The organism is Frankia sp. Cppng1_Ct_nod (genome assembly GCF_920656135.1).
GTDB lineage: Bacteria > Actinomycetota > Actinomycetes > Frankiales > Frankiaceae > Protofrankia > Protofrankia meridionalis.
Genome location: NZ_CAKKTK010000031.1, coordinates 23342 through 48957 on the forward strand (window position 1 = coordinate 23342; position 25616 = coordinate 48957).

Sequence of the window (25616 nt, forward strand, 5' to 3'; positions counted from 1 at the left end):
AACAGTCAGACCTGACTGTCAGTCTGATCGGTCGTCCTGTCCGGACCGAACTGGTCCGGACAGGACGACCTGGGCGGGGTTCGGAGTGGCAGTGACGAGGAGGGTGCACATGCGGCTCGGAATACCCTTGGCCTACAGTGGCGGATTCAAGGAGGCGGTTGCCGGCCTGCGTGACTTCGAGGCCGCCGGGGTCGACATCGTCTTCGTGGCGGAGTTGTACTCCTTCGACGCGGTGAGCCAGTTGGGGTACATCGCCGCAAGCACCAACCGGCTGGGGATCGCGTCGGGGATCCTGCCCTTGTACAGCCGTACTCCGACGCTGACGGCGATGACGGCGGCCGGTCTCGACTACGTTTCCGACGGTCGGTTCACTCTTGGGATCGGGGCATCCGGCCCGCAGGTCATTGAAGGGTTCCACGGAGTCCCGTACGACGCGCCACTCGGACGCACCCGCGAGGTCGTGGAGATATGCCGCCAGGTGTGGCGGCGTGAGCAGGTTGTGCATGACGGCCGCTACTACCAGGTCCCGCTGCCGGCAGACCGGGGCACCGGCCTCGGTAAGCCACTGAAGATCATTAATAAGCCGGTACGGGACCGCATCCCGATTGTCCTGGCGGCCATGGGGCCGAAGAACGTCGAGCTTGCGGCTGAGATCGCCGAGGGATGGGAGCCGATCTTCTTCCATCCGGAGAAGGCTAGGGACGTCTGGGGGCCGTCCCTGGCCGCGGGCCAGGCCAGGCGTGACCCCGCTCTCGGGCCGTTGGACGTCGTCGTGGCCACGCCGGTGGCGATCGGTGACGACGTCGAGCATCTGCACGATCTTGCCCGTCCGATGCTCGCCCTTTATATCGGCGGAATGGGTGCCAGGGGCAGGAACTTCTACAACGACCTGGCCCGGCGCTACGGCTACGAGCGGGAGGCCAAACTGATCCAGGACCTCTACCTCGAAGGCAGGAAGGAGGAGGCTGCAGCCGCTGTCCCGGCGGAGCTGCTGCGTGCCACCTCCCTCATCGGGCCGAAAGGCTACGTCCGGGAACGCCTGAACGCCCTGGCCGCGGTCGGGGTGACGACGCTGAACGTCACCCTCCTGGCCCATACCCACGCCGAACAGGTCGCCTCCGTCGAGCTGGTTCGGGAACTGTTGCCCTGACGTCTCGCCGGCGTCCCGGCCCGGACCCCTCACGGTGTCGGATCCAGATCCCGTCGCGGCCCGCCGCCTGATCGGACCTACAGGTCCAGCAGGCGGCGGGCGATGTTCTTCCACTGGGCGAGGTGTGGGTCGGTTGCCGGCGGCCGGGGGTCGAAGGCGTAGGTGAGGGCTACCCCGCGCATGCTGGTGAACAGCAGTTCCCGAACCTGCGGGTAGAGCGGATGGTTTCTGACCTCCGGGCCGTAGATGGTGTCGATGGTCTCGCGGATGGCGGCGCCAAGGCGTCGTTCCTCGGGCAGCAGAGCCCGCGCAAGGTTGTCGTTGGTACGTGCGGCCGTCCAGATCTCGATCGCCGCCCAGAAGTACGGCTCGTGGAACGTCTCCCACAGCAGTTCGACGGCGAGGTCCAGACGGTCGGCACCGTCGTCCCGGTTCTCCGACAGCCGGGCTACCCGCGTGCCGATCTGGTGCATCCGGGATGTCGCCAGGTGCTGGGTGGCGGCGACCAGCAGCACCTCGCGGGAGGGGAAGTGGTGCAGGAGCCGGCCGCGGGAGACATCGGCCCGAGACTGGATCATCAATGTCGTCGTCCCGGAGTACCCGTGTTCGATCAGGCATGCGATCGCCGCGTCAAGGATGCGTTGGCGGCTGTCGGACGTCCGCTGTTGCCGGCTGCGGTGGACGGGTGCTCCGCTTTCGGTCATTCCTACAAGATTACCTACGGCGAGCCGAACAGTCAGTATTGACTGTTCGGATTCGCCCCGGCAGTGTCGTGGTAGGCGTACGTCTGTCGATGGTGCAGGTCTGGCGGCGGTGCCGTCGGACCAGCGCGCGGAAGGTGGGCACGGTGGTGGTCACAGGCCGGCCGTCGTCGTTGGCGGCGCAGGTGTATGACAGCGAGCATGTGCTCTTCCGGGACATGGTGCGGGTCTTTGTCGCTCGGCAGGTGCTCCCGAAGATCGAGGAGTGGGAGCGCGCGGGCATCATCGACCGGTCGTTCTACCTCGACGCCGGTGCCCAGGGCCTGCTCGGATTCGGCGTCGAGGAGAAGTACGGAGGCCCCGGGGTCGAGGACTTCCGGTTCAACGCGATCGTGGGGGAGGAGTTCTCCCGTGCGTTGGTCGCCTCCGCCGGTCTCGGTCTGACGTTACAGAACGACATCGTGCTGCCCTATCTACTCGGGCTTGCCACCGACGAGCAGAAGGCGCGTTGGCTGCCCGGAACCGTCTGCGGGCAGACGGTACTCGCGGTGGCCATGACGGAACCGGGCACCGGCAGTGACCTGGCGGCCATCCGGACCCGCGCCGTACGTGACGGGGACTGGTACGTCGTCAACGGCGCGAAGACGTTCATCTCCTCCGGCCAGCATGCCGACCTCGTAATCACCGCGGTGCGGACCGCTGACGACCCGCACCGCGGACTGTCGCTGCTCGTCATCGAACGCGGGATGCCCGGCTTCGAGCGGGGCCGCAACCTGGAGAAGATCGGCCTGCACGCGCAGGACACCAGCGAGCTGTCGTTCACCGACCTCCGGGTGCCGGTCGCGAACCTCCTCGGTGAGGAGAACGCCGGCTTCTACGCTCTTGTCCGTAACCTGCCGCAGGAGCGGCTGTCCATCGCGGTCAGCGGCCTGGCCGCAGCCGAGGGGGTGCTGGCGCAGACATTGATCTACGTCAAGGAGCGCACCGCCTTCGGGCAGCCGATCGGCTCGTTCCAGCACAACAAGTTCGTCCTGGCGGAACTGGCGACCGAGGTCGATGTCGCGCGCACCTTCGTTCTGGACTGTCTGGTGGAGCACCTGCACGGCGAGCTCACCGCGGCGCGTGCGGCCAAGGCCAAGTACTGGGCCACCGAGCTGCAGTGCAGCGTCGCCGACCGCTGCCTGCAGCTTCACGGCGGGTACGGCTACATGCGGGAATATCCGGTGAGCAGGGCGTTTGTCGACGGCCGGATCCAGAAGATCTACGGTGGGACGAACGAGATCATGAAGGAGATCATCGGTCGGGACCTCGGCCTGTGACCGGCGACCTGGTTACCGGCGACCTGGTTACCGGCGACGGGCAGGCAGGGGAAAGGCGGCCGGCGGGACCGCTGGCAGGTCTGCGGGTGGTGGAACTTGCCGGCCTCGGCCCCGGCCCGCACGCGGCGATGCTGCTGGCCGACCTCGGCGCGGACGTCGCCCGCGTCGAGAGGCCCGTCGGCGGCCTGCAGATCGGCCAGACCGGTGCCCCCGACCATCTGCTGCGAGGCCGCCGCTCGGTCGCCGCAGACCTCAAGGACCCCGCCGCACGGGAGACCGTACTGCGCCTGGTGGAACGCGCGGACGTGCTGATCGAGGGCTACCGGCCTGGGGTCGCCGAACGTCTCGGCATCGGACCGGACGAATGCCGTGCCCGTAACCCCCGGCTCGTCTACGCGCGGATGACCGGCTGGGGTCAGGACGGACCGCTCGCCCAGCGGGCCGGGCACGACATCAACTACATCTCCATCACCGGCGTCCTGCACGCGATCGGGCGCGCGGACGGCGGACCGGTGCCGCCGTTGAACCTTGTCGGTGACTTCGGCGGCGGGTCGGTGTTCTGCGTCATGGGGATACTCGCCGCACTGTGGGAGCGGGAACGCTCGGGGTGCGGCCAGGTCATCGACGCCGCCATGGTCGACGGCGCGAGCGTGCTCGCCCAGATGATGTGGGCTCTTCGCGCGATGGGGGCCTGGTCGGACGAGCGGGCCACGAACCTGCTCGACGGTGGTGCCCCGTTCTACGACACCTACCTGTGCGCCGACGGCCGTCATGTGGCCGTCGGCGCCCTCGAGCCGCAGTTCTACGCCGCGCTGCTTGTCGGCCTCGGACTTGCCGACAGCGACGACCTGCCCGACCAGAACGACCGGGTCGGTTGGCCCCGGCTACGGGCCCGCTTCACCCAGGTCTTCGCATCCCGTACCCGGGACGAGTGGGCGGCGGTGTTCGACGGTACCGACGCCTGCGTCACCCCGGTGCTCACCTTCGCCGAGGCACTCACGCATCCGCAGCTGCGGGCGCGTGGCACCTTCGTCAGTGTGGACGGGGTTGTCCAACCCGGACCTGCGCCGCGTTTCTCCCGCACCCGCCCACGGCGTCCGTCCGCGCCCCCTACCGCGGGCGCGGACACCGCAGACGTCCTCGCCGACTGGGATGTCAGGACCAGCTGATCGGACGATCAGCGCGGAGCCATGCGGATGGCGCCGTCGAGCCGGATGACCTCGCCGTTGATCATGGCGTTGGCGACGATGTGCTCGACCAGCGCGCCGTACTCGTCCGGGTCCCCGAGCCGGTTGGGGTGCGGCACCTGCCGTCCGAGCGAGGTCTGCGCATCCTCGGGCAGGCCCGCGAGCATCGGCGTGCGGAACAGGCCCGGCGCGATGGTGACGACCCTGATCTGCTTGTCCGCGAAGTCGCGGGCAAGTGGCAGGGTCATACCGACCACACCGCCCTTGGACGCGGAGTAGGCGGCCTGCCCGATCTGACCCTCGAATGCGGCGACCGACGCGGTGCAGACGACAACCCCGCGTTCATCGTTGATCGGTTCGTGCCGAACGATCCGCTCGGCGGCCAGCCGGATCACGTTGAAGGTACCGATCAGGTTGACCATGATCGTACGGGTGAAGGCCTCCAGAGGCATCACACCGGCCTTGCCCAGTACCCGGGCCGCTGGCCCGATTCCGGCGCAGTTCACGACCACGCGAAGCTCGCCGAGGCCGTCTGCGACGTCGAGCGCGGCCGACACCTGCTCGGAGTCGGTGACGTCGGTGGGTGCGAAGGCGGACTTGCCGAGTTCGGAGGCGATCTGCTCGCCGCCCGAGGTAGGCAGGTCCACCAGTACCACGCTCGCGCCCGCGTTCACGAGCCTACGGGCGGTAGCAAGCCCGAGCCCCGATGCTCCTCCGGTCACCACGGCAACGCCGCCTGCGATGTCCACGCGTCTGTTTCTCCTCGTTCGGTGTGTTGGCACGAACTCGAGTCGCTGAACTGATCCAGGGCCGAAGACCCTTCAGGGCCTCCGGAGGCGCGAGAAGAACCATGATCGCGTCTCCTTTGGCCAACGGCCTAGAGACGTTCGATGATGGTGGCGTTGGCCATGCCGCCGCCTTCGCACATGGTCTGCAGGCCGTATCTGCCGCCGGTGGCCTCGAGATGATTCACCAGAGTCGCGAGCAGGCGGGTACCGGACGCGCCGAGCGCGTGCCCGAGAGCGATCGCGCCACCGCGGGGGTTCAGCTTCGCCGGGTCCGCGCCGACTTCGTATGCCCAGGCCAGCGGTACGGGGGCGAACGCCTCGTTGACCTCATAGGCGTCGATGTCGCCGATGGCCAGGCCGGCGCGCGCGAGGACCTTCTGCGTCGCCGGGATCGGACCGGTGAGCATCAGCATGGGGTCGTCACCGATGACGGAGAACGCATGGAAGCGTGCCCGGGGACGAAGCCCGAGTTCGTTCGCGGCCTGTTCGCTCATGATCAGAGCGGCGGACGCCCCGTCCGTGAGTGGGGAGGAGTTTCCCGGAGTGATCTTCCAGTTGATGTCGGGGAACCGCGTGATCATGTCCTCGGTGGTGAAGGAGGGCCTGAGCCCGGCCAGTCCCTCGGCGGTGGTGGCGGGTCGTACCGTCTGGTCCACCAGGTGCGTGATGGTTGATCCGTCCGGAGCGGGAGCCGATACCGGGACGATCTCGTTGTCGAAGGCGCCGGCGGCAGCGGCCTCCGCCGCGCGCTGGTGGGATGCGGCCGAGTAGGCGTCGAGGGCTTCGCGGTCCAACTTCCACTTCTCGGCGATCAGCTCGGCCGCCACACCCTGGTTGACCAGGCCCTCGGGGTAGCGGGCGTGGATTCCTGGCCCCTGGGGGTCCTGGCCGACGGTGGTCGTGCCCATCGGGATGCGGCTCATCGACTCGACGCCACACGCGATCACGATGTCGTAGGCGCCGGCAATGATGCCCTGGGCGGCGAAGTGCGCGGCCTGTTGGCTGGAGCCGCACTGGCGGTCGATGCTCACGGCCGGGACCGTCTCGGGAAACCCGGCTGAAAGCAGGGCATGCCGGGTGATGTTCATGGACTGCTCGCCCACCTGCTGGACACAGCCGCCGATGACATCGTCGATCCGCGCCGGGTCGAGAGCGTCGTTACGCTCCAGTAGCGTCCGCAGCACGGCCGCGAGCAACTCGACCGGATGCACCCCGGACAACGCTCCGCCCGGTTTTCCTCGTCCGGATGCGGTCCGTACGACATCGACGATGACAGCGTTGCTCATGCAATTCCCTCCGGGAGGGCCTCGGAGCCGCCGGGCGAGGCCAGAACGAGCTGCTCGTGGTCCTTCGTCGTCTGTGGAGTGCCGCGCCTATCGTCATCCACGTGATACAGAACAGTCAAACATGACTGTTTGATCGGCTTGGTGCCGCTGTGCCAGCGGATGCTGCACCCCGGCGACCGACAGCCCGGCAGTGCGGCTGATCCCGCACAGGTGTCAACCTGCGGTCACGGGAAGGACACCAAGCTGCTCTGTCGCGTAGAACCTCTGCCATGCGTGGGCACGATGACGGCGGGCAGCGGGACACGGTGCCGCTGACGGTTGGGCTGGTCGTGCTCGGAAGCCTGGTCGTGCTGGGGAGCCTGGTCGCGCTGGGGATCCTCGTGGCGTTGTGGGTTTGGGTGCCGGCGCTCTACGGGGCGACGGTCGACGGCCGAGCCGAGGCGGTCGCGACGACCCGCACCGGGATCGGGATCGTGGCCGCAGCCCTGATCGCCTTCACCAGCGCGATGCTGAGCCTTGCCGAGACTCGCCGGGCCGGCGTCCAGGCCCGGGAAAGAGATCGTCAGACGCGTGAGCGGGAGCTGGCCGGTCAGTTGATCGAGCGTTACATGCTGGCGGTCGCGCTCTGACCGCCGATCAGTATTGTGATCATGATTCGGTCGGGCGGTCAGCGGCGAAACGCAGGTAGCGGTCGGCGGATCGGCGTATCGCGGCGTGCCCGTCGATGCGGACAACCGCGTTCCAGAAGGCGCCGTAGATCGTCTCGAACCCGAGGGGTTCGAGGAGCTGGACCGCGCGGCGTACGGCCGCGGGACGTTCCGGAATGTAGTTCGGGTAGCTGTACATGAAGCTCACCCAGCGCCGGTCCATAACGACCTGCAGGATGTCACCGGACAGCAGCGCGCCCTGCCCGCTGTCAGCGCCCCCCCAGTGCAGGACGGTGCCGCCGGCAAAGTGGACGCCGGCGTTGACCAGCGTGAGTGCGTCACCGATCACACGGGTGTCGCCGGACCAGAAGACCACCGCTTCATCGGGCCGGCCGACCCAGCGCGCGTCGGCTCTGTGCAGGTAGATGGGGACGCCGCCGAACGCCCGACTCCATTCGATCATCGTCCCGTAGAAGTGTGGATGGCTGATCGCGATCATGTGTATGCCACCGAGAGCGCGCACCGCCGTGACGATGTCGGTGTCCAGATAGCCGACGCAGTCCCACAGGACGTTGCCGCCAGGGGTCCGTACCAGCAGTGCCCGTTGTCCGATCCCGACCTTCGGATCCACACCGAGGCCGATGACCCCGTCGCCTTCCGGTTCGACCCGACCGTGGTACCCCTGCGCACGCAGCTCGGGCAGAGTCGTCCACCGCTGGCCGTCCCAACCGATGAACTGGCGTTCATCGGTACAGATCGGGCAGTCCAGCCTCGGGGTGGCGTACTGGACGCCGCACGCCCGGCAGATCGGGAACGTGCGCTCCATCCCGGTCACGCTACTGCCCGCCTCGGCGCCGTGCCCGGTCCGGCCCGGGCTCGGCGTCCCGCGGCGAAGGCTGGACGGTGCCGGCCGAAGGCTCGATGGTCTCTGGCGTCGGTCCCACCTGCCCGTGTTGTCCACACGATGGCGGTCCCGTGCCGGACGTACAAGGCTGCGCATGGCCGAATCGGTACATACAGGTGGATGCATCCGGGGAGTGCGGATCCCGGCTGCGGTGGAATACTCGGTCCGTCCCCGGCACTCGGCGTCCCGCACAAACCCGGGACGGTCCCCTGCGGCGTGACCCAGCTATCAGTTTCGCGACTGTATCGCGCGGAAATGACGTTCTGGGGAGCCGGGGACGACGGCTTCCGCATCATCGTTTGCCTGGTCCACGGTGTGGTCGCGGTGAACCCGTTCCTTCGGTATTGGTCAGACGTTCCCGGGTAACTTAACTGTCCGTAATCCCCATTACTTTTGGTGATTAAGTGGATGCCGAGAGAGATCGACCCGGAAGATCTATCTCTCGGTTTCCGGGGATCTGCCGCGGATCGCCCTCTGCGTGCATCGCTCCAGTCCAGCTCGGATGGATTAGATAATGTGGCGAGCATCATAGGTTCGCAGGAGCCGGCGGGGATCGGCTTTATCCGATCAATCCGGACATTCCACCAAAAATCAAAAAGAGGCAGTCAGGGCGGTGGTACCGCCCTGACTGCCTCGGATGCCTGTGGCACGGTGTCGCCGTGCTGGAGCAGGAGATCGGTCTCCGCTCGCGGAGACCGGTAAGCGCGCCGCAGTCAGGCCGAGCTGATTGCGGTCAGAGTGACACGTGCATGGTCCGTAAGATCGGCGGCACCGGCACACCCGGTACGTTCGACTTCACGGCAGAGGGTGGCCACGTCCCTTCCGGCCATTCCGGAGTCGAGAAGAGCTGCCTGTTCGACGGCTTGATGCCCGAGCTGAAGAGCGGCATCGGCATCGCCGGTGCGGACATGGGCCACGCCGAGTCTGGTCATGGCTTCCACCCGCGCACGTGGAAAGTCACCGGCCAGACCGTCCGCGGCATCATCCAGATAAGGAATGGCCGCGGCGCCGTCACCGCTGGACAACAGAGCCTCACCTGCGAACAGGGAAATGCAGGGCGGTACACACCAGTAAATGTGCGGCGGATCCTCCGCAGGCTGGGACTGGCTGATGAGATGAACCGCGTCCTCAGCCGTTCTGGCTGCTGTGGTGCTTTCGCCGGCGCGACCGTACGCGAGTGCGAGTGCACCGGAGATCGCCGCTTTCTCGGTGGCGGTCATCGCGTTGCGTGCACCGGCCTGGGCCGATCGGAGCATGGTGACGGCATCATTCGGATCGCCGTACCACGCGGCCTGTTCAGCCATGCAGCGCAGGATGTTGGCTCCCAGCGCCGGTTGCCCGGCTTCGCCGGCAGCCCGCAGCGCGACCATCCACAGGCGCTGCGCACCGCCGTGGTAGCCGCTGTCGAACGCAGCCCAGCCTGCCAGCCGGGCGAGCTCGGCTGCGACGGCGTACAGCCTCGCCTCGTGTGCGTGGCCATACAGGGCGGTCCGCAGGACGCGCACGGCGACCCGAAGCTCCGCCATGGACAGCTCGTATATGTCATCTCCTCCGAGAACGTCATCCATTCGGCGAAGCGTGTCCACCCGGCGCTCGAAACCCGCGACGAGCGAGTCGCTCACGCGCTTTCCTTCGAGTGCGGTGGCAAGCCCGGCTGAATCGGTCATGAGCCAGTGATGTGCGACCGAGGTCAGCGCCACGCCGGACACGCTGAGAAACTTCCGCCGTTCCATGTTGGCGGTCACCTCCTCGAACCCGACGGTCAACCCGTCAGGTCTCCATAGAAGGTCGAGATCGGCGTCTGCCCATCGAGCCTCCCCATCGTCAACTGAATTGGACAGGAGTGCCAGAGCCCCGGTTTCGGGCCCGGTGTAGTCGCACGCCCAACCTAGGGCAACGACATTCGTGCAGTAATAGCGGGATAGTAGATCACAGTGTTCCCAGCTCGGGCGCTTACCGCCCTCGTACTCCGAGAGACGCTGTGCCGTGAGTGCTTCCCATGGTCTACCGATGTCCTCGGCGAGACTCCTGATCTCCTCCGCTGCCCGCGCCAGAGACAGGCCGCGGATCTGGCGTGCATGCTGCAACGGACCGATGGTAACCCTTCGAGGAGGCATCTGACCTTCTCCCATTTGGCCGTCATGTCAAGGCATGTACTCGGAACGTAGCCAACCCCCCGACTGGAGTCTAAGGACTGGCGGTCACCTGTGGTGAGTCGTTGTTCCCGGTCGGTCCGCGGCTGGGCACCTTGATTTTTGGCGGATTCCGCCCCCGCCGGTATTCGTCGACCCGTATGCCGCCCGGGCCGGAACCTCGAGGCAACGTGGACTTGACCGTACGCGGAGTATCCGGACAGTGATCGTGTGCAGTGTCGAACTGCCGGTCGGATGTCACTCCGAACCCTGATTCCCAGCACTCCGGACGAATTAAGGCGTCCCGCCGTTAGCCTCCGGGCTATATTCCGGAGCGCCCCGCACCGTTGTCGGTGCTATTCCCAGGATCCTGGTTCCGAAACATTGTGAGTAGACATCCACTTGGGCCGGCCGTACGCTTCTGCTCGATTTAGTCTTCATGTCGACGCGACCTTGGGACGGTGTCGGATGGGCAGAAGAGTTCTTGTACTGGACGCCGATGGAGAGTTGCGCGGCCGGTTCGAAGACATGAACACCGCATACATGTGGAGTCATGTTCGGACGCAGGAGCCGCAGTCAGCCGAGGATTTGGAAGTATGGCGCCAGCGCAGCGCCTGCCGGGACGAGGACCCGGAGCTGTTCTTCCCGGTCGGTACAACCGGCCCGGCCCTGCGGCAGTTGGAGGAGGCCAAGGCCGTCTGCCGCCGCTGTCTGGTGATCCGGGAGTGTCTGAACTGGGCGCTCGAGACCGGTCAGGATGCCGGGGTCTGGGGTGGTCTGGACGAGGACGAGCGCCGCGCGCTGCGCCGTCAGCTGGTCATCGCGCCCGCTCCCCGGGTGCCCCAGTGACCGCACCTACGTTGCAGCGCACTGTTCTCCCGGTGCCGATGGCCCGCGCGATGGCGGACTGGCAGCACGCGGCGGCCCGACTGTGGAACGCCGCGCGTGGATATGCCGAAGCTGTGACCTCGGAGAGCGATGTCATGACGTCGCTTGCGCGGTTGATAGCGGACGGAGCACCGCAAGGAGAGATCGACGAGGCCCGGACGCTCCTGGCGCATCTGATGGTCGTCCGCGCCGATGCCGGTCGTCGGCTGGGGCTGACCGAGTTGCCGGATGAACTTGCCCGAGCTGGCCAGGACCTGCTGTCCGCCGCGCCCCTGGCACGGGAGCACACGATCCCCCGGCCTCGCGAGGGCATGGCCTGATGATCAGTCTTCGTGGGATGGCGACAACGACCGTCGGCCGTCCGCGAGTACGGGGTTGGATACCCCGGGGAATGTTTCGTCGAGGCCTTGGTGCGTTGACGCGGTTGTGCCGCGGAGCCGCGGACCTGCGCGGCTGGAACCTGATAAGTGTTACCGCAATGAAATGGTCGGGCCTCGGCTGGAGCGGGCTTGGCGGCATCCCCCGCGCCGGCGAGAGTCCGACCGAGAACCGTGGACACAGAACACCGCGTGGATCTCCGCGTCGCAGGTCGACGATCTCGGCCGCGGAACGGCGCCGGAGGTATGACACCAGGCAGCCGGCCGAAGGAAACTCGATCATGTATTTCTCGCGGCTCCGGAAGCCTCAGGGAATCCGACCGAGAACCATGCGGTAGAAAAAGCTCCCCGGCGGTTGCTGACAACAGTCGCAACTCACGGGTGAGACCCCGGCGCGGGCCATCTGGCGCTCCCCTCCGCGGATGGATGGCCCGCGCCGGCAGGTCGATCCGGCACCCAGCCGGGGTGGTAAACGGCTCCTTCAGCCGCGACTTTGGCCGCGACGAGAGGTTGCACGAGTGGAAACGACTTGCGACAGGTAACTGACCCGTACTTGCGCACGAGTGACACGAGTGAAGGGAGCCGGCTATGACGAACTGGCATGTGCGGTCCTATGACACCACCGACCACGCCGCGACCGTACATCTGCTCGAGGAACTAAGAGGTGAGTCGGAAGGGCCGTCCTTCGATCTGACCGACACGGTTCTCGCGCTTCGTGAGGACACTCCCGCGGTTGTCGCTGTCACAGCCGACCAGCTCGTTGGTGTTGCTATCGCGAAATACGAACGGGGATATGCTCGAGTACTCGCGCTGGCGATCTCGCCTGCGTGGCGATACCGGGGGATCGGGTCCGCGCTGCTCCAAGCGCTGGAGAACCAGCTGATTCACGCCGGTCATCGCCGCATCACGACACTGCTCGCTCCAGGTCAGTTCGGTGAACTGGCGTTCCGTAACCGGGGATTTACCAAGACCGGCCTCACCCTCTACGAGAAGTACGAACCGTTGCGGCCGGTTGATGTCACGACGGTGGAACGCTGGGGTGGCACCCTGCTCACCGCCGCTGAATGGCACAGCCTCGCCGGTATGGCCGAGGGTAAGACGTTGGTGGAGCAGCGCCTGTTGCTGCCCATCAAGGAGCACGAGTTGGCCGAGACGTACGGCGTGGTCACCCCGACGACCATGCTTCTGTTCGGTCCACCGGGTACTGGAAAGACGTCGTTCGCGCGGGCGGTGGCCGCGCGTCTCGAATGGCCGTTCGTGGAGCTGTTGCCATCCCGACTGGTCGCGACCGGCGGCGGCAGCCTCGCTGCCGAGCTGCGGACCGCCATCACCGAGCTCATGCAGGTCGAGCGGGTCGTGGTCTTCATCGACGAGGTCGACGAGATTGCGCAGTCCAGGGAAGTTGTCGGGCCGGAAAGCCAGTCCGTGGTGAACGAACTACTCAAGGCCATCCCACAGTTCCGCGGCGCACCGGGCCGGCTACTGATCTGTGCGACGAACTCGATCTCGGCACTGGACCCGGCGTTCATCCGTCCTGGTCGTTTCGACCTCGTTTTCCCGGTCGGGCCGCCGGACGTGGCCGGACGCCGTCTGCTGCTCGACCGCTTCCTCGAACGGATCGACAACAAGCAGGTTGACGTCGAGCCGGTGGTGGCCGCCACGGAACTTTTCACCCCGGCGGACCTTGCCGCCACGGTGCAGCGCGCTGTGGCGGCCGCGTTCCACCGCGCGGTGGACAAGGGAGACCGGCTGCCGGTGACCACCGAGGATCTGCTGGCGGCGGCGCGCTCATCGCGGCCGACCATCAGCGTGGAAGAGCACGAGCGCTTCCACGCTGACGCCAAGATCTTCACCCGTATCTGAGGATTCGGCCACCGTTTTTCTGCCGCTGTTCCGGTAGCCGGACAGTCATCCACGGTGGGTGCGGGGCTGGCCGCGGCGACCGTCATCGGCTCGGGTCAGGCCGGGACGTGGCCACGATCTGTGAGACATCGTCCGCTGTGCGTGTGGTGGGGTACGCCCTGGTCGCCGCGGGCATCCGTCGCCTGTCCGTCGGGCTCGCCTTCTTCGTCTGCATTGCCACCGATGGTGCACAGTTGATGTATCTGTGTCTACTGCGCACCGTTAGTGTTGTGTTGGGCATGTCTTGGGGGTGTCTTCCCCTTGTAGGGTGAAGAGCGGGGTGGTCGAGGGCGGGCGCGGTGCGGGATCGGGACCGGGACCGGCGCGGGTGAGCCTCCGGTGCCGCAGGCCGTAGGGGGCCCCACCCGGCTACGGGTGGTGCCCAGGCGGTTTGCGGTCGGATGGTTGCTCCCATACGGTGGATCCTGCGAAGCGCGGGCTGGGCGCGGTGGTAGACACGATCCATGCGCATCGGTGTTGTCTTCCCGCAGAGTGAGATCGGCCCGGATCCCGGTGTCGTGCGTTCGTATGCGACCGGGGTCGAGGCGTTGGGTTATGATCATCTACTGATCTATGATCATGTTCTCGGAGCGGATCCGTCCGTGCACACCGGTTGGCGCGGTCCCTACAACATCGACACGCCTTTCCATGAACCTTTTGTGCTCTTCGGTTATCTCGCGGCATTCACCACACTGGAGCTGGTAACCGGAATCGTTATTCTTCCGCAACGCCAGACCGCCCTTGTCGCCAAGCAGGCGGCCGAGGTGGACCTGCTCACCGGGGGCAGGCTACGGCTCGGTGTCGGACTCGGTTGGAACGCGGTGGAATACGAGGCACTCGGTAAGGAATTCACCAACCGCGGCGCCCGGCTCGCCGAGCAGGTGGAGGTGCTCCGCAAGCTCTGGACGACCCGGTCCGTCACACACGTCGGAAAACACGAGACGATCACTGGTGCGGGTATTGCGCCACTGCCCGTGCAGCGTCCGATCCCGCTGTGGTTCGGCGCGCATTCGACCCCGGCGTACCGGCGAACAGGCGCGCTCGCCGACGGATGGTTCCCGCAGGTACAACCCGGACCGAAGCTGGATGAGGCACTGGCTGTCATCCACGGGGCGGCCGGGTCGGCCGGACGCGACCCGTCGAACATCGGGATGGAAAGCAGGATCAACTTCGGCGCCGGGGGAGTGGACGCCACGCTCGAGGCGACAGCGGCATGGCATGCGGCCGGTGCCACCCATGTCGCGTTCAACACGATGGGGGCCGGGTTCTCCTCCGTCGACGAGCATCTTGCCGCCCTGGGTGCGGTTGCCGAAGCACTCGACCTCTGACACCGCAGCGGTTTCCGGGACCAGAGCCGGACCGGCCGGGCCAGCTTGGACAGCCCCGGCTCGGCGTCCGCCTGTCTACCGGCTGGTCGTGGACGGACCTGACGGTCGCCTCTGCCCGCGGTTGCGCGGGCGGCGCCGTGGACCACGCGCCGATGATCGGGGCGCGTGGTCCACCAGGGCGCGTCGTGCGGGGCTGGCTACTTCCCGCCGGTGTCGGAAAGCATGGTCAGGGCGTAGGCCGCACGGAAGTACTTGTTCTTACCCAGGTCCGATACAGTTTTGATGTTAAAAGCCTGGTTGAGTAGTTTTCCGTCCTCGTCCGTCACCCCGGCAAGGGCGCTCACGGGCGCGCCGAGAACCTCGCTGAGGCTTTTGTTCTCCCAGGACTTGTCCAGTTGCGTGTCAAGGTTGGCGCTTATCGGCATCTTCTGCTTCCTTTCCTGAAGGTACCTGGCGCGTGCAGATACGAGTGTGCACCAGAAGAAAGCAGATCGGTAGTTCTCCAGGGGAACCTCTCGGCAGAGGAGAGTACGGTGCTGCTCCTGACAGAGCCAGGTCGTTAGGTCGGCGACCTTGGCCGGATCCCGCCAGCGGAATGGAAGCTCGACCGCAGGTCCTGACAGGTGACGGCGTGCATGACGTCCACCATGCCGTCTGGCATCACGCTGGGTGGCCTGCCCGCGACCGCGTCTCGTGCTTGCGTTGCGTTTCTGGTTGGATACGTCATGCGTTGAGGCCTGTCGGTGGCCACATCGTGGAAGTCGACGTTTCCTTGTCTGTGGGTTGTGGGCATGATGGGGACAATGCGGACACGTGGAAGCGCAGCTGTGGCGGCTGACTGGGGTCCGGCGGGTTTGCTCGGCCTGCTGGTCGTCGCTGACGCTGTCATCCCCGGGATCAGCCTGACCGGCTTCTTCGGGTTGGCCCCGCTGGTCGCGTCCGCAACCGGTGCTCCGGCCGTGACCGTGCTGGTCGGGCTTGTCGCGGTTGTCGCGGCGGTGGTGTCAGGGACATGGGACCACCGCTTTGGTTCCGGCCAGCATGCCGCCGCCTGTGTTCTTGTCGCGGCGCAGGCCGCGGTTGCCGTCTATGTCGCGGTCGTGAGACTGCGCCGCGAGCGGGAGCTGGGCCGTGTCCGGGCCGTTGCGGATGTGGCACAGCGTGCACTTCTGCCTGTTGTTCCTGGCACAGTGGACGGGATCGCGTTCGCGGCTCGCTATCTGTCGGCGGCGGCTGAGACTCTTGTCGGCGGGGATCTCTACGAGGTGGTGGCGACTGCAGGTAATACCCGAATGATCATCGGGGATGTGAAGGGGAAGGGGCTGCCGGCTGTCCGGTTGACCACGGTCGTCCTCGGTGCGTTTCGGGAGGCCGCTGTCAGCTATCCGGAGATCGAGCGGGTTGCCGGTGCCTGCACCCGGGCGGTGTCCAGGGAGGCCGGCGCCGAGGACTTCGTCACGGCCCTGTTCGTCGATGTCTGTTCGGACGGCTCGCTGCGGTTGATCTCGGCGGGGCATCCGCCACCGATTCTGCTGTCCGGTAGCTCCGGCCGCCCGGTGGCGGTCACCGAGCCCAGCCCCCCGTTGGGTATTGCCGAGAACTTCACAGCCACCGCCAGCCAGTGGGATCCCGGCGACCGGTTACTGCTGTTCACCGATGGTCTGATCGAGGCCCGAGACAGCAATCGGGTCTTCTTCCGTCTCGATGACCATCTCGCCGATCTGGCGGCGGCCACCCTCGACGCCGCGCTGGACCGCCTTGTCGTCCATCTGCACGGTCACGTCGGTGGGAACCTGCATGACGACCTCGCGTTGCTTCTCGCCGAACGGCTGGCGGCTTGCGACCGTGCTGCTCAGCACACAGCACCTCGAGGCTCGCCATCGTCCCACTCGGCATGAACATCGCGGCCTTGTGGCCGAGTAGATCCGCGGTGTGTTCGTCCAGCGCCGGGTCAGGGATCCTCACGGTAGCCATCGCCGGCCTCGCCTGGCGCATCCCGGCCACCGGCCCGGCCGGTGGCGTACAGATGATTGATCTCACTTCTGTCACTGGCGGGGCACTTCGCCGTCGCGGTCTGCCGATGGCCGGAACAACGAGCGCAACCTGCCGCTTGCTGCACGTCCCGGTACCGGCTGACACGGGCGGATGGATCGCATGCCACCCCCCGGCATGTCTACCCGGTTAATTAAAGGTTTCGCCCGCCGTCCGACGTCGACGGGTTCACGATCTTTGTCGTCGGTCGTCGTGGCCTGGCCGGTACGCTTTGACGCGAGTGGGCGAGAAGGGAGATTTGACAATCGTGGTGTGTCCCACCCGGAAATCTCTGTTTCAGGTCAGTGACCGGGCCGGCATCCCAGTCGGCCTCCGGCACCGCGAGCACGGCTCTCCTCGCGCCACCGGGCGCTCCGAGGGTCTCAGGGCGTGTTACTGATGGCCGATGTTCCAGAGCTTTCAGTGAGGGCGCTGGGGTCCTGCCGGATCACGTCGCCGTTGGCGCCGCTGATCGATGACAAACGTACGACCCAGCACTACGTCGACGAGGACGACCGGGTCCTTCTCGACGACACGTTGTCGATGGTCGTCCAACGAGACATGCCGATCGATGCCCTCCCTGGATTCGAGCCTGCCGGGCCACGGCGGAGGATCTTTTTTGATCCGTCGAAGACGCGGGTCGGAATTGTCACCTGTGGGGGGCTTTGTCCCGGCCTGAACGACGTCATCCGTGGTTTGGTGCTGGAACTCACCTCTCACTACGGCGTCACCCGGATCTTCGGCTTCCGTAACGGCTATCAGGGGTTCATCGCTCAGTACGGCCACAGCGTCCTGGATCTCACCCCGGAGCTCGTCGGTAATATCAACGAGAATGGAGGGACGATCCTCGGGACGTCTCGTGGGCAGCAGGATCCGGAAGAGATCGTCGACTGCCTGGAACGGATGAGTATCACCATCCTGTTCGTCGTCGGTGGTGACGGCTCCCTGCGTGGCGCGCTCGAGATTGCCCGCGTCGCGGGTGAACGCGGGGCCAAGATCGCCGTCGTCGGTGTGCCGAAGACGATTGACAACGACGTTCCCTACATCGACCAGAGCTTCGGCTTTCAGACCGCGTTCGGGAAAGCGGCCGAGTCGATACGCGCGGCGCACGTGGAGGCGACGTCCTCGCCCAACGGTATTGGGGTGGTGAAGCTCATGGGCCGTCACTCGGGTTTCCTCGCGTGCTATGCATCCCTGGCAAACAGTGATGCGGACGTGGTGCTCATCCCCGAAGTGCCCTTCATGCTCGAGGGCGATGGCGGGCTGCTGCACTTTCTGCGCAGGCGGGTCGAGGAGCGGGGGCATGCCGTCGTCGTCGTGGCGGAAGGCGCAGGCCAGGAGCTCCTCGCGGAGGAACAGCAGGGCGAGCAGCCGCAGGGCAGCGACGCCTCAGGCAATATCAAGCTCCGCGACGTCGGCCAACTTCTCACCAGGCGGATCACGGACCACTTCGCCGCGGTGGGGATGGAACTGAACCTCAAGTACATCGACCCGAGTTACGTCATCCGCAGCGTTCCGGCCAACCCCTACGACAGCGTCTACTGCATCCGCCTGTCGCATGCCGCGGTGCATGCGGCGATGTCGGGCCGTACCGAGATGGTGGTCGGACGGTGGCGTCGCCGGTTCGTCCATGTCCCGATCCCGCTCGCCATCAGTCACCGCAGCCAGGTTGACCCGGCCGGTGACCTCTGGCTGTCGGTCCTTGAGGCGACCGGTCAACCGGTCCGGTTCGGCTCATCCGCGTAAGCTGGAATCGTGCCTGCCTATGAATACCGTTGCCGCACGTGCGACACCAGTTTCGAGGTGCGACGAGCGATCACCGAACCCGCTGCTGTCACCACCCCTTGCCCTGGCGGTCACGCTGACACCAGCCGGGTGTTCACCGCGGTCGCCGTCACTCGTGGTGGTTCCTCGACAGCCGCGTTTTCCGCTCCGTCGGCGTCCGCTCCGGCCGGCGGAGCCTGTTGTGGTGGTGGCTGCTGCGGCTGACCTGACGGGGTAGGGAATTCCGAAAGATCGAAAAAAGACTGGGCGGGCTTCCGCGAAATTTTCGGCGGGAGCCCGTTTTCGTGTCTGTGGCCGAAGATATTTACCTTTCCGGACATATCGCTTATCAAGTGGTCTTCCCAGCATTCTTTCCTTTCCGGGCGAATCCGGTTGCCATTGTTGCTCTCATGGTTACTCCTTGTGGATGTCGAGGGGAAATCTCACATCTACCGCCACTTCCATCCCGGCGTTACTTGTTTAGTCTTACTAAGCAAGTTTCCGTCGGGTGTCGTGGCGGCGTTCATGGAGGGGTGCAGGGTGCGGAGTGCGGATGGTGTAAATCAACAGATTTCGGGCATTCCAGAGGCGGAAGATGCGCCGAAGGCGGTGGCCGAGCCTCCCGCAGCGAACCCCCACTACAAGTGGATCGCGCTGTCCAACACCACGTTGGGCATCCTCATGGCCACGATCAACTCGTCGATCGTCCTGATCGCATTACCGGATATCTTTCGTGGGATCAACATCAATCCGCTGAGCCCGGGGAACACCAGCTACCTGTTGTGGATGATGATGGGCTTCCTCGTCGTCACAGCGGTTCTGGTGGTGACGTTCGGCCGTCTCGGTGACATTTACGGACGCGTTCGTATGTACAACATGGGATTCGCGCTCTTCACGGTATCCTCCATCCTGCTGGCAGCCACCTGGATGCAGGGCAGCGCGGCGGCTCTGTGGCTCATCGGGTGGCGAGTCGTGCAGGGTGTGGGCGGGGCATTCCTGTTCGCGAACTCCACGGCGATCCTTACCGACGCGTTTCCGGCCCGCCAGCGCGGATTGGCGCTGGGCATCAACTCGGTCGCCGGAATTTCCGGTTCTTTCTTCGGACTTCTCCTCGGTGGTCTGCTCGGCCCCGTCAACTGGCACTACGTTTTTTTGGTGTCGGTTCCCTTCGGTGTGTTCGGAACCTTCTGGGCCTATACCAGGCTTCAGGACAACGGGGTGCGGCAGCACAACTCGATGGACTGGTGGGGCAATATCACGTTCGCCGGTGGACTGATCGCGCTGCTCGTCGGAATCACCTATGGTATCCAGCCCTACGGCGGCCACACCATGGGCTGGACCAACCCCTGGGTGCTGACCGCCATGATCGGTGGTCTGGTGGTGCTCGCCGCGTTCGTGATCATTGAACTGAATGTCGCCGAACCACTGTTCAGCCTGGGGCTGTTCCAGATTCGCTCGTTCTCCGCCGGAAACATCGCGAGCCTGTTGGTGTCGCTCGGCCGAGGTGGACTCCAGTTCGTCCTGCTGATCTGGCTACAGGGAATCTGGCTGCCGCAGCACGGTTACAGCTTCTCCGAGACCCCGTTGTGGGCGAGTATCTACATGATTCCACTGACCGTCGGATTCCTCGTGGCTGCGCCCTTGTCCGGGATACTGTCCGACCGGTTCGGGGCACGTATGTTCACGGTGGGTGGTCTCATCGTCATCATCGTCAGTTTCGGCCTTTTCGTGGCGATCCCGGTCAATTTTTCCTACCCGTTGTTCGCGCTGATCCTGCTTCTCAACGGTGTTGGTATCGGTTTGTTCTCCTCGCCGAACCGTGCCGACGTCATGAATGGCCTGCCGGCGAACAAACGGGGAGTCGGCGCGGGCATGACTGCAACCTTTCAGAACTCCGCCATCGTGCTCTCGATCGGACTTGTCTTCACGTTGATGGTGATCGGGCTGTCCCGCACCCTGCCGGCAGCCATGTTCAACGGCCTGGCGGACCAGGGCGTGCCGGCGTCGACCGCACAGACGGTGTCCATGCTCCCGCCGATCGGCGTCCTTTTCTCGGCGTTTCTCGGTTACAACCCGATGCAGCAGCTGCTCGGGCACCAGACGCTGGCGGCTCTGCCGGACGGAGGCGCCTACGTGACCGGACGTGCCTTTTTCCCGAGGCTGATCTCGGGGCCGTTCGCTGATGGCCTCGCCGCCGTGTTCGCTTTCTCGATCGTGGCACTGGTGATTGCTCTGGTCGCGTCCGTGATGGCAGGGGCAGGCAGTCCGGTGGGAGCCGGGCGCCGTGAGCCCGCGGTGGTGGGCGCGCTCCTGGAGGAGGTCGAGGAGGAAGAGGAATTGGGCCTGATCCCGGCGCAGGTCACCGAAGATTCCGAACCATCGCGGCATCCTCGGTAGGAAGCCCGGGTCCGGCCGTGGGAACCCGGGCGCCCGACCGGCTGTGCCTGTCCGCGCTGCTGAGCTTGATGCGCTACTGAGCTTGATGCGCTACTGAGCTTGATGCGCTGCTGAGCTTGATGCGCTGCCGAGCTGTGCCGTCGGACGGCTCTGGGGCAGGGAATGCTGCCAGTCGGCGAGCAGCGTCCGGATGCCGGTGACGAGCAGCAGCGGCTGGTCCAGCATGAGGTGGTGCCCGGCGAGGGGGATCTCGATAACGGGCGCGACCCGTCCGAGCAGTTCGTACATTTCGGTGCCGATGTCGGGGGTTATCAGGCCGTGCTCGGCGCGGAACAGCGCGACCCGGCAGCGCACCTCCTTGAGAATCTGTGCGGACGGCCGGCGTCCGCGAAAGATTGCCGGGTCGAACTTCCAGGTCCAGCCTCCTTCGACGGCGCCCATGGAGCTCCGGGCCACGTGATTGACGACGTAGGGCAGCATGTTCGGCTGGTCCGGCACGGTCCGGAACCGGGCCAGGGCTTCGGTCACGGTCGGATAGACCCGTAGGGGTCCGAAGGCGGTACGTTCGCGGGCAGCCCGTTCCTCAGGGGTGTCGTCCGCGACCGGAGCGTCGAGGATGACGATTCCACCAATCAGATCCGGGTATCGGGCAGCGGCCATGATGGACGCCCAGCCGCCCATGCTGTGACCGATGACGATCGGTGTTCCGGTAAGGCCGGCATGCTCCGCAACGCCGACGATCTCCGTGGCCCAGCCGGAGAGGCTGTACTCGTCACGGCGTTCGCTGTCGCCGTGTCCTGACATGTCGATGGCAACGACCCGGTACTCACTGTCGATCAGCGGTGCGATGTGGTCCCACCAACCGGCATGCCCGGCGCCCCCATGTACGAGGATGATCCCCGGCCGGTTCGGCTCGCCCCAGCAGCGGTAGCTGATCCGGCATCCGTCGATCTCCGTCGAGTGCCGCTGGGGTCGCTGCTCGAGCGCGGCCCGGAACCAACCAGGAGTTTCATCGTTCATGATCTGTCTGCCATGTCAGCTCTGCCATTCCGGTTCCGCGGTCCTGGACACTGTCGTAATCCAGTTTGACCGGAACCTCCTCGTCCGGCTGGCTGGGCCGGTCCTGATGGCGATGATTGTTTGATGTGCTCACCTGGTGTGACTGGTGTGATGGAGGCGGTCGGAGCGGTCCGAGTCCAGGTTTCTGGTCGGTTTCTCCGATTTGTGCTCACGGATATTCGTGGAGCGGGTCGCGGTGGGGCATGGAAACCGGAGAATGGCGTGTCTGTGGTGGGTGACGGATGGTGGTCCCATGCGATATGCGGTCGTGGCGGATCTGCATGGCAGGCGAAAGGCGTGGCGGCGGGTGCTGGCGGATGTGGAGCGTCACCGCCCGGACCAGGTCATCTGTCTCGGCGACTACCTCGAGGCCAAGGTGTCATGGCGTCGCCATGATCGTTCCAGGCGATGGGACCTCGAGGACGTGGTGGATCCGGACCCGAAGCTGTGGCACGAGCTGGCGGTCGTCGATCTCGTCCTGGGTAATCAGGAATGGCGGATCCGGGATCTGCTCAAGAATGATCAGATCGTTGGTGATCTGACTATCCTGCTGGCTGCACCGGAGACCCGGATGATCGGAGCAGCTACCGCGATGCACGGACACCAGATCGGCTGGGAGGAGTGGCCGGACCGCCGTGCACCGTCGATGGTGGTCTACCCACGCCTGGAGGAGCTACCGGACGTCCCGATGCTGATGGTCGGCCATTCTCACCAGGTTCTACTTCTAGACATTGCCGCACATGACTGGTTCAACCGGGACAGAGCGGATGATTCGGATTCGGATGAACCGGAATCCACCGGTGTCCCCGCTGCGCGGCGTTGGGCGGTGACGCCTGGGCACCCGATCCCGGTCGAGGTGGCTTCGCGCGGTGGACGGCGTCTGTTCGTCAACATCGGTGCAGCTCGGGGTAAACCGTCGCACTGGGTGCTGTATGACGACACGACGTCCGAGCTGACCTTCCATGAGGTCGGACCGGATTGATGGCGGCCCGTTTGCGGTAGCTGGCTGCCGCCGGTAGCTGACCAGGGGCAGCCACCGCTTATCCGCGTGCGGTGTCGATGAATGCCGCGACGGTGGTGGCGGCCAGGACGCCGAGCGGCCGGCCTTCATCCTCGACGGTGATGATCATACCTACTGGTGCGCTGTGCAGCGACTCGTTGACGGCTTCGGTGAGGAAGTCGCGCCAGTCGAGGAAGACCTCGGGCGGGAGGGCGTCGATCTGGCCGATCAGCGGACGGGTTGGGTCGGAGACCTTGTCCAGGTCGTCCGTGGTGACGATCGAGGAGCGGATGAGGTCATCCTCCAGATGGACGACGCGTGCGTACCGGACACCCGCGCTGCACATCTCGTGGGCGGCTTCGTCGCCGGTAGCCGTGTCCTGGATCTCGATGAACGGCTCCACCCTGTCGACGAGTCCCACCACGCCGGCAAGGTCTCGGACGATCTTGTCTCGTGTCACGATGCAACTCCTTCCGGGACTGCTGCCTGACCCGATACCGCTCCTGAGGGGCGCCCCGGGTGGGCGTATCCCCGGGCCGTGTTCGCCGTAGCCAGGTGGGACTCCCTCGTCAGGTGTAACGAGGCGGGTGGGCGGCGAGGCGTGGGCCAACCGCGGACTGCCACGGATCGCTGGTCACAGCGACGCCGTGTGACCTTCTCGCTATGTGGCACCCTTATATCCTATTGTGCGATAGAATCTCCGATCTTGAGATAGGGACTAAAGTCCCCATCGGCACCCGCTGCCCGCGCAGTCCTCTTCTCGGTACCCTTGATCTGCGTCCCGGCGAAGTGGTGGCGTGATCTGCGTTCCCCCCGTACGTCAGATGGCGTTTACCCTCCGCCGGGACGTTTATGCTGATCAGGGGGTTTTTCTTGGTAGCCGAATCAGCCTGTTCGGCCGCTGGGGCTGCCCGCGAGCCCCGATCCGGTGGGTCCGGCGCCCACCCGCAGGCTGTGGGGTAGCCCTCGGAGCGAGGGTCTACGCGTGGGCTCGGGCAACGAACCTGGGGATGGTTCCCCGAACGCCGAACTCATCGAATCCGCGGTCCCACGGCGTTTGCCGGGGCTTTCCGACACACTGAGGCGGTGTCCGCGGAGCTACCGTTTACGCTGTCGTCACGCCGAGGACGTGGCCTGATCTACGTTGAGTGGAAACTTGCCCACTACCAGGGCGTTGATCTGCAGTTGTGTAATTGTGATTCCGGCCGTGACCGGGATGCAGGTTCGTGGCGCCAGCCGGGTGACTCCCCCCGCGGCAGCCGGTAGCTGCCGGGTGGCAATGGGCTATGTTGCATCATGACTACAACCGCCACGTTAACCGGAACCTCGGCGGCCATTCCAACGTTGGCCGGTGACCCTCCGGCGCACGCCTGGAGGGGAGGATCATGGATGTCGTGGACAGACCATGATGATACCGACCACTTGTGGGCAGGTGAGCCGGTAGCGTCGCTTTCCGTCGTGTCCAGTCGGAGGCGGTAGCGAACAGGATGTGGGGCGCCCGAAGGGGGTGTGTAGGTGCAGGTTCCAGCGGCGCGGATCGTCTTCCCGGAAGCCGACCGCGCGGAGATTGCGTCGCTCACGTCGGAGATCCTGGCCAGCGGAGCGTTGACGCTCGGTGCGCATACAAGGGAGTTCGAGGCCAGCTTTGCCGCGGCCCACGGACTCCCTTTCGCCGTCGCGGTCAGCAGCGGTACTGCGGCTCTTGAGATCATCCTCCGTGGTCTGGACGTAGCGGGCTCGGACGTCGTCGTCCCCACGAACACGTTCGCGGCCACCGGATTCGCCGTGTTGCGGGCCGGGGCGAACCTTGTCCTTGCGGATGTGGACTCGAAGACGTTCGCGCTCAGTGCGGCTACTGTGGCCGCGGCGCTCACCCCCCGTACCCGGGCTGTTGTCCTGGTCCACATCGGTGGTCTGATCACTCCCGAGATCGATGACATCCGAACGCTGTGTGACGAACGTGGCGTCCTCCTTGTCGAGGATGCCGCCCATGCGCACGGTTCGAGCCATGATGGCCGGTACGCGGGATCGTTCGGGGTGGCCGGGGCATTTTCCTTCTATCCCACGAAGGTCGTGACCAGCGGCGAGGGTGGGATGATCCTCACTGCTGACGAGCGGTTGCGTGATGAGGCGCTGATATTTCGCGATCAGGGGAAGGCCGGTTTCCTCGGTAACGTCCATATCAAGCAGGGTTACGCCTGGCGCTTGAGTGAACTCCATGCCGTCACAGGGCTGGTGCACCTCCGGCGGTTGGCCGGGTTTCTCGACGTCCGGTCCGGGGTGGCCGCTCGTTATAACGCGGGACTCGACGATATTGACGGTCTTGACCCGATTTTGGTAAAAACTGGCGGACGTAGCAACTTCTACAAGTACCTGGTCCTGCCGCGCCCGGGAATCGACCGGACCCGGCTGAAGAAGGAGCTCAAGGAGCGTCATGGCGTGTCGCTGTCCGGTGAGGTCTACGAGGCTCCGCTACACCAGCAGCCGGTCTTCGAGCCCTACGCGCGGGGCAGCCTGCCGGTTGCCGAGGACGTGTGCGCCCGCCATGTATGCCTTCCTGTCCATTCGGACATGACCGAGGCTGAAGTGGATCACGTCCTTGCCTCCCTCGCGGCCGCGGTGGAGACCCTGACCATGCGGATCTGATCATGAGGATCCGATCATGCGGATCCGATCATGCAGAGTTGGCCGAGTGAACCGGCCCGACGACGTACAACCGTCGATCCGACCCCACAACTGACAATCTTGGACGGATG

22 protein-coding genes are annotated in these 25616 nt (G+C 65.5%); 14 read left to right on the forward strand and 8 right to left on the reverse strand.

Features of this window, described 5'->3' with window-relative positions; translation table 11 throughout:
• The first annotated feature begins 109 nt into the window (after positions 1 to 109).
• Positions 110 to 1150: an LLM class F420-dependent oxidoreductase gene (locus tag NBW77_RS11295; RefSeq protein WP_250279671.1), complete on the forward strand. Its 1041-nt coding sequence runs from the start codon at positions 110 to 112 to the stop codon at positions 1148 to 1150.
• A 77-nt stretch (positions 1151 to 1227) separates the two neighbouring features.
• Here the strand turns inward: NBW77_RS11295 and NBW77_RS11300 are convergent, their stop codons facing one another.
• Positions 1228 to 1854: a TetR/AcrR family transcriptional regulator gene (locus NBW77_RS11300; RefSeq protein ID WP_131744964.1), complete on the reverse strand. Its 627-nt coding sequence runs from the start codon at positions 1852 to 1854 to the stop codon at positions 1228 to 1230.
• 170 nt (positions 1855 to 2024) lie between these two features.
• On the opposite strand from NBW77_RS11300, the gene NBW77_RS11305 reads away from it, so the two are divergent.
• Complete coding sequence (locus NBW77_RS11305) at positions 2025 to 3170, forward strand: acyl-CoA dehydrogenase family protein (RefSeq protein ID WP_284346918.1); 1146 nt, start codon at positions 2025 to 2027, stop codon at positions 3168 to 3170.
• A 23-nt stretch (positions 3171 to 3193) separates the two neighbouring features.
• A complete protein-coding gene (locus NBW77_RS11310) occupies positions 3194 to 4339 on the forward strand; it encodes a CaiB/BaiF CoA transferase family protein (RefSeq protein WP_207386807.1) in 1146 nt (381 codons plus the stop codon).
• Positions 4340 to 4347: 8 nt separating this feature from the next.
• Here the strand turns inward: NBW77_RS11310 and NBW77_RS11315 are convergent, their stop codons facing one another.
• Both NBW77_RS11315 and NBW77_RS11320 read right to left on the reverse strand, forming a co-directional pair.
• The gene (locus NBW77_RS11315; protein WP_131744965.1) at positions 4348 to 5106 is read right to left on the reverse strand and encodes a 3-hydroxyacyl-CoA dehydrogenase; all 759 of its coding nucleotides are present in this window, start codon (positions 5104 to 5106) and stop codon (positions 4348 to 4350) included.
• A gap of 128 nt (positions 5107 to 5234) precedes the next feature.
• Positions 5235 to 6431: a thiolase family protein gene (locus tag NBW77_RS11320; RefSeq protein ID WP_131744966.1), complete on the reverse strand. Its 1197-nt coding sequence runs from the start codon at positions 6429 to 6431 to the stop codon at positions 5235 to 5237.
• 269 nt (positions 6432 to 6700) lie between these two features.
• Between NBW77_RS11320 and NBW77_RS11325 the strand changes: the two genes are divergently transcribed.
• Positions 6701 to 7060, forward strand: a complete 360-nt coding sequence (locus NBW77_RS11325) for a hypothetical protein (protein ID WP_131744967.1) — start codon at positions 6701 to 6703, stop codon at positions 7058 to 7060.
• Between the two features lie 19 nt (positions 7061 to 7079).
• Here NBW77_RS11325 and NBW77_RS11330 read toward each other — a convergent pair whose 3' ends face one another.
• A complete protein-coding gene (locus NBW77_RS11330; protein WP_131745157.1) occupies positions 7080 to 7904 on the reverse strand; it encodes an MBL fold metallo-hydrolase in 825 nt (274 codons plus the stop codon).
• Between the two features lie 791 nt (positions 7905 to 8695).
• A complete protein-coding gene (locus NBW77_RS11335; RefSeq protein WP_502799466.1) occupies positions 8696 to 10114 on the reverse strand; it encodes an NsdA family TPR-like regulatory protein in 1419 nt (472 codons plus the stop codon).
• 468 nt (positions 10115 to 10582) lie between these two features.
• On the opposite strand from NBW77_RS11335, the gene NBW77_RS11340 reads away from it, so the two are divergent.
• The 4 genes from NBW77_RS11340 to NBW77_RS11355 all read left to right on the forward strand — a co-directional run bounded on the left by NBW77_RS11340 (position 10583) and on the right by NBW77_RS11355 (position 14609).
• Entirely contained in the window at positions 10583 to 10963 is a 381-nt protein-coding gene (locus NBW77_RS11340; RefSeq protein WP_502799467.1) for a WhiB family transcriptional regulator, read from the forward strand.
• The gene (locus NBW77_RS11345; protein WP_131744969.1) at positions 10960 to 11322 is read left to right on the forward strand and encodes a hypothetical protein; all 363 of its coding nucleotides are present in this window, start codon (positions 10960 to 10962) and stop codon (positions 11320 to 11322) included. The genes NBW77_RS11340 and NBW77_RS11345 overlap by 4 nt, the downstream gene beginning before the upstream one ends.
• Before the next feature lie 645 nt (positions 11323 to 11967).
• Positions 11968 to 13242 carry an ATP-binding protein gene (locus NBW77_RS11350; protein WP_131744970.1) on the forward strand — a complete coding sequence of 425 codons (1275 nt, stop codon included), beginning with the start codon at positions 11968 to 11970 and terminating at the stop codon, positions 13240 to 13242.
• Between the two features lie 503 nt (positions 13243 to 13745).
• Positions 13746 to 14609 (forward strand): LLM class F420-dependent oxidoreductase, encoded by an 864-nt coding sequence (locus NBW77_RS11355; protein WP_131744971.1) that lies wholly within the window; start codon positions 13746 to 13748, stop codon positions 14607 to 14609.
• Positions 14610 to 14806: 197 nt separating this feature from the next.
• Here the strand turns inward: NBW77_RS11355 and NBW77_RS11360 are convergent, their stop codons facing one another.
• On the reverse strand, positions 14807 to 15034 hold the full coding sequence (locus NBW77_RS11360; RefSeq protein WP_131744972.1) for a hypothetical protein: 228 nt from the start codon (positions 15032 to 15034) through the stop codon (positions 14807 to 14809).
• Between the two features lie 402 nt (positions 15035 to 15436).
• On the opposite strand from NBW77_RS11360, the gene NBW77_RS11365 reads away from it, so the two are divergent.
• From NBW77_RS11365 to NBW77_RS11380, 4 genes are all read left to right on the forward strand, one after another.
• The gene (locus NBW77_RS11365; protein ID WP_502799468.1) at positions 15437 to 16507 is read left to right on the forward strand and encodes a PP2C family protein-serine/threonine phosphatase; all 1071 of its coding nucleotides are present in this window, start codon (positions 15437 to 15439) and stop codon (positions 16505 to 16507) included.
• Between the two features lie 532 nt (positions 16508 to 17039).
• Positions 17040 to 18386 carry an ATP-dependent 6-phosphofructokinase gene (locus NBW77_RS11370; RefSeq protein ID WP_131744973.1) on the forward strand — a complete coding sequence of 449 codons (1347 nt, stop codon included), beginning with the start codon at positions 17040 to 17042 and terminating at the stop codon, positions 18384 to 18386.
• A gap of 9 nt (positions 18387 to 18395) precedes the next feature.
• Complete coding sequence (locus NBW77_RS11375; RefSeq protein WP_131744974.1) at positions 18396 to 18629, forward strand: FmdB family zinc ribbon protein; 234 nt, start codon at positions 18396 to 18398, stop codon at positions 18627 to 18629.
• A 198-nt stretch (positions 18630 to 18827) separates the two neighbouring features.
• On the forward strand, positions 18828 to 20801 hold the full coding sequence (locus NBW77_RS11380; RefSeq protein WP_242605514.1) for an MFS transporter: 1974 nt from the start codon (positions 18828 to 18830) through the stop codon (positions 20799 to 20801).
• A 90-nt stretch (positions 20802 to 20891) separates the two neighbouring features.
• Here NBW77_RS11380 and NBW77_RS11385 read toward each other — a convergent pair whose 3' ends face one another.
• Complete coding sequence (locus NBW77_RS11385) at positions 20892 to 21821, reverse strand: alpha/beta fold hydrolase (RefSeq protein WP_250279672.1); 930 nt, start codon at positions 21819 to 21821, stop codon at positions 20892 to 20894.
• 292 nt (positions 21822 to 22113) lie between these two features.
• On the opposite strand from NBW77_RS11385, the gene NBW77_RS11390 reads away from it, so the two are divergent.
• Complete coding sequence (locus NBW77_RS11390; protein WP_131744975.1) at positions 22114 to 22842, forward strand: metallophosphoesterase; 729 nt, start codon at positions 22114 to 22116, stop codon at positions 22840 to 22842.
• Between the two features lie 58 nt (positions 22843 to 22900).
• Here NBW77_RS11390 and NBW77_RS11395 read toward each other — a convergent pair whose 3' ends face one another.
• Positions 22901 to 23320, reverse strand: a complete 420-nt coding sequence (locus NBW77_RS11395; protein WP_131744976.1) for a hypothetical protein — start codon at positions 23318 to 23320, stop codon at positions 22901 to 22903.
• 1055 nt (positions 23321 to 24375) lie between these two features.
• On the opposite strand from NBW77_RS11395, the gene NBW77_RS11400 reads away from it, so the two are divergent.
• The gene (locus tag NBW77_RS11400; RefSeq protein WP_131744977.1) at positions 24376 to 25506 is read left to right on the forward strand and encodes a DegT/DnrJ/EryC1/StrS family aminotransferase; all 1131 of its coding nucleotides are present in this window, start codon (positions 24376 to 24378) and stop codon (positions 25504 to 25506) included.
• Positions 25507 to 25616 lie beyond the last annotated feature (110 nt).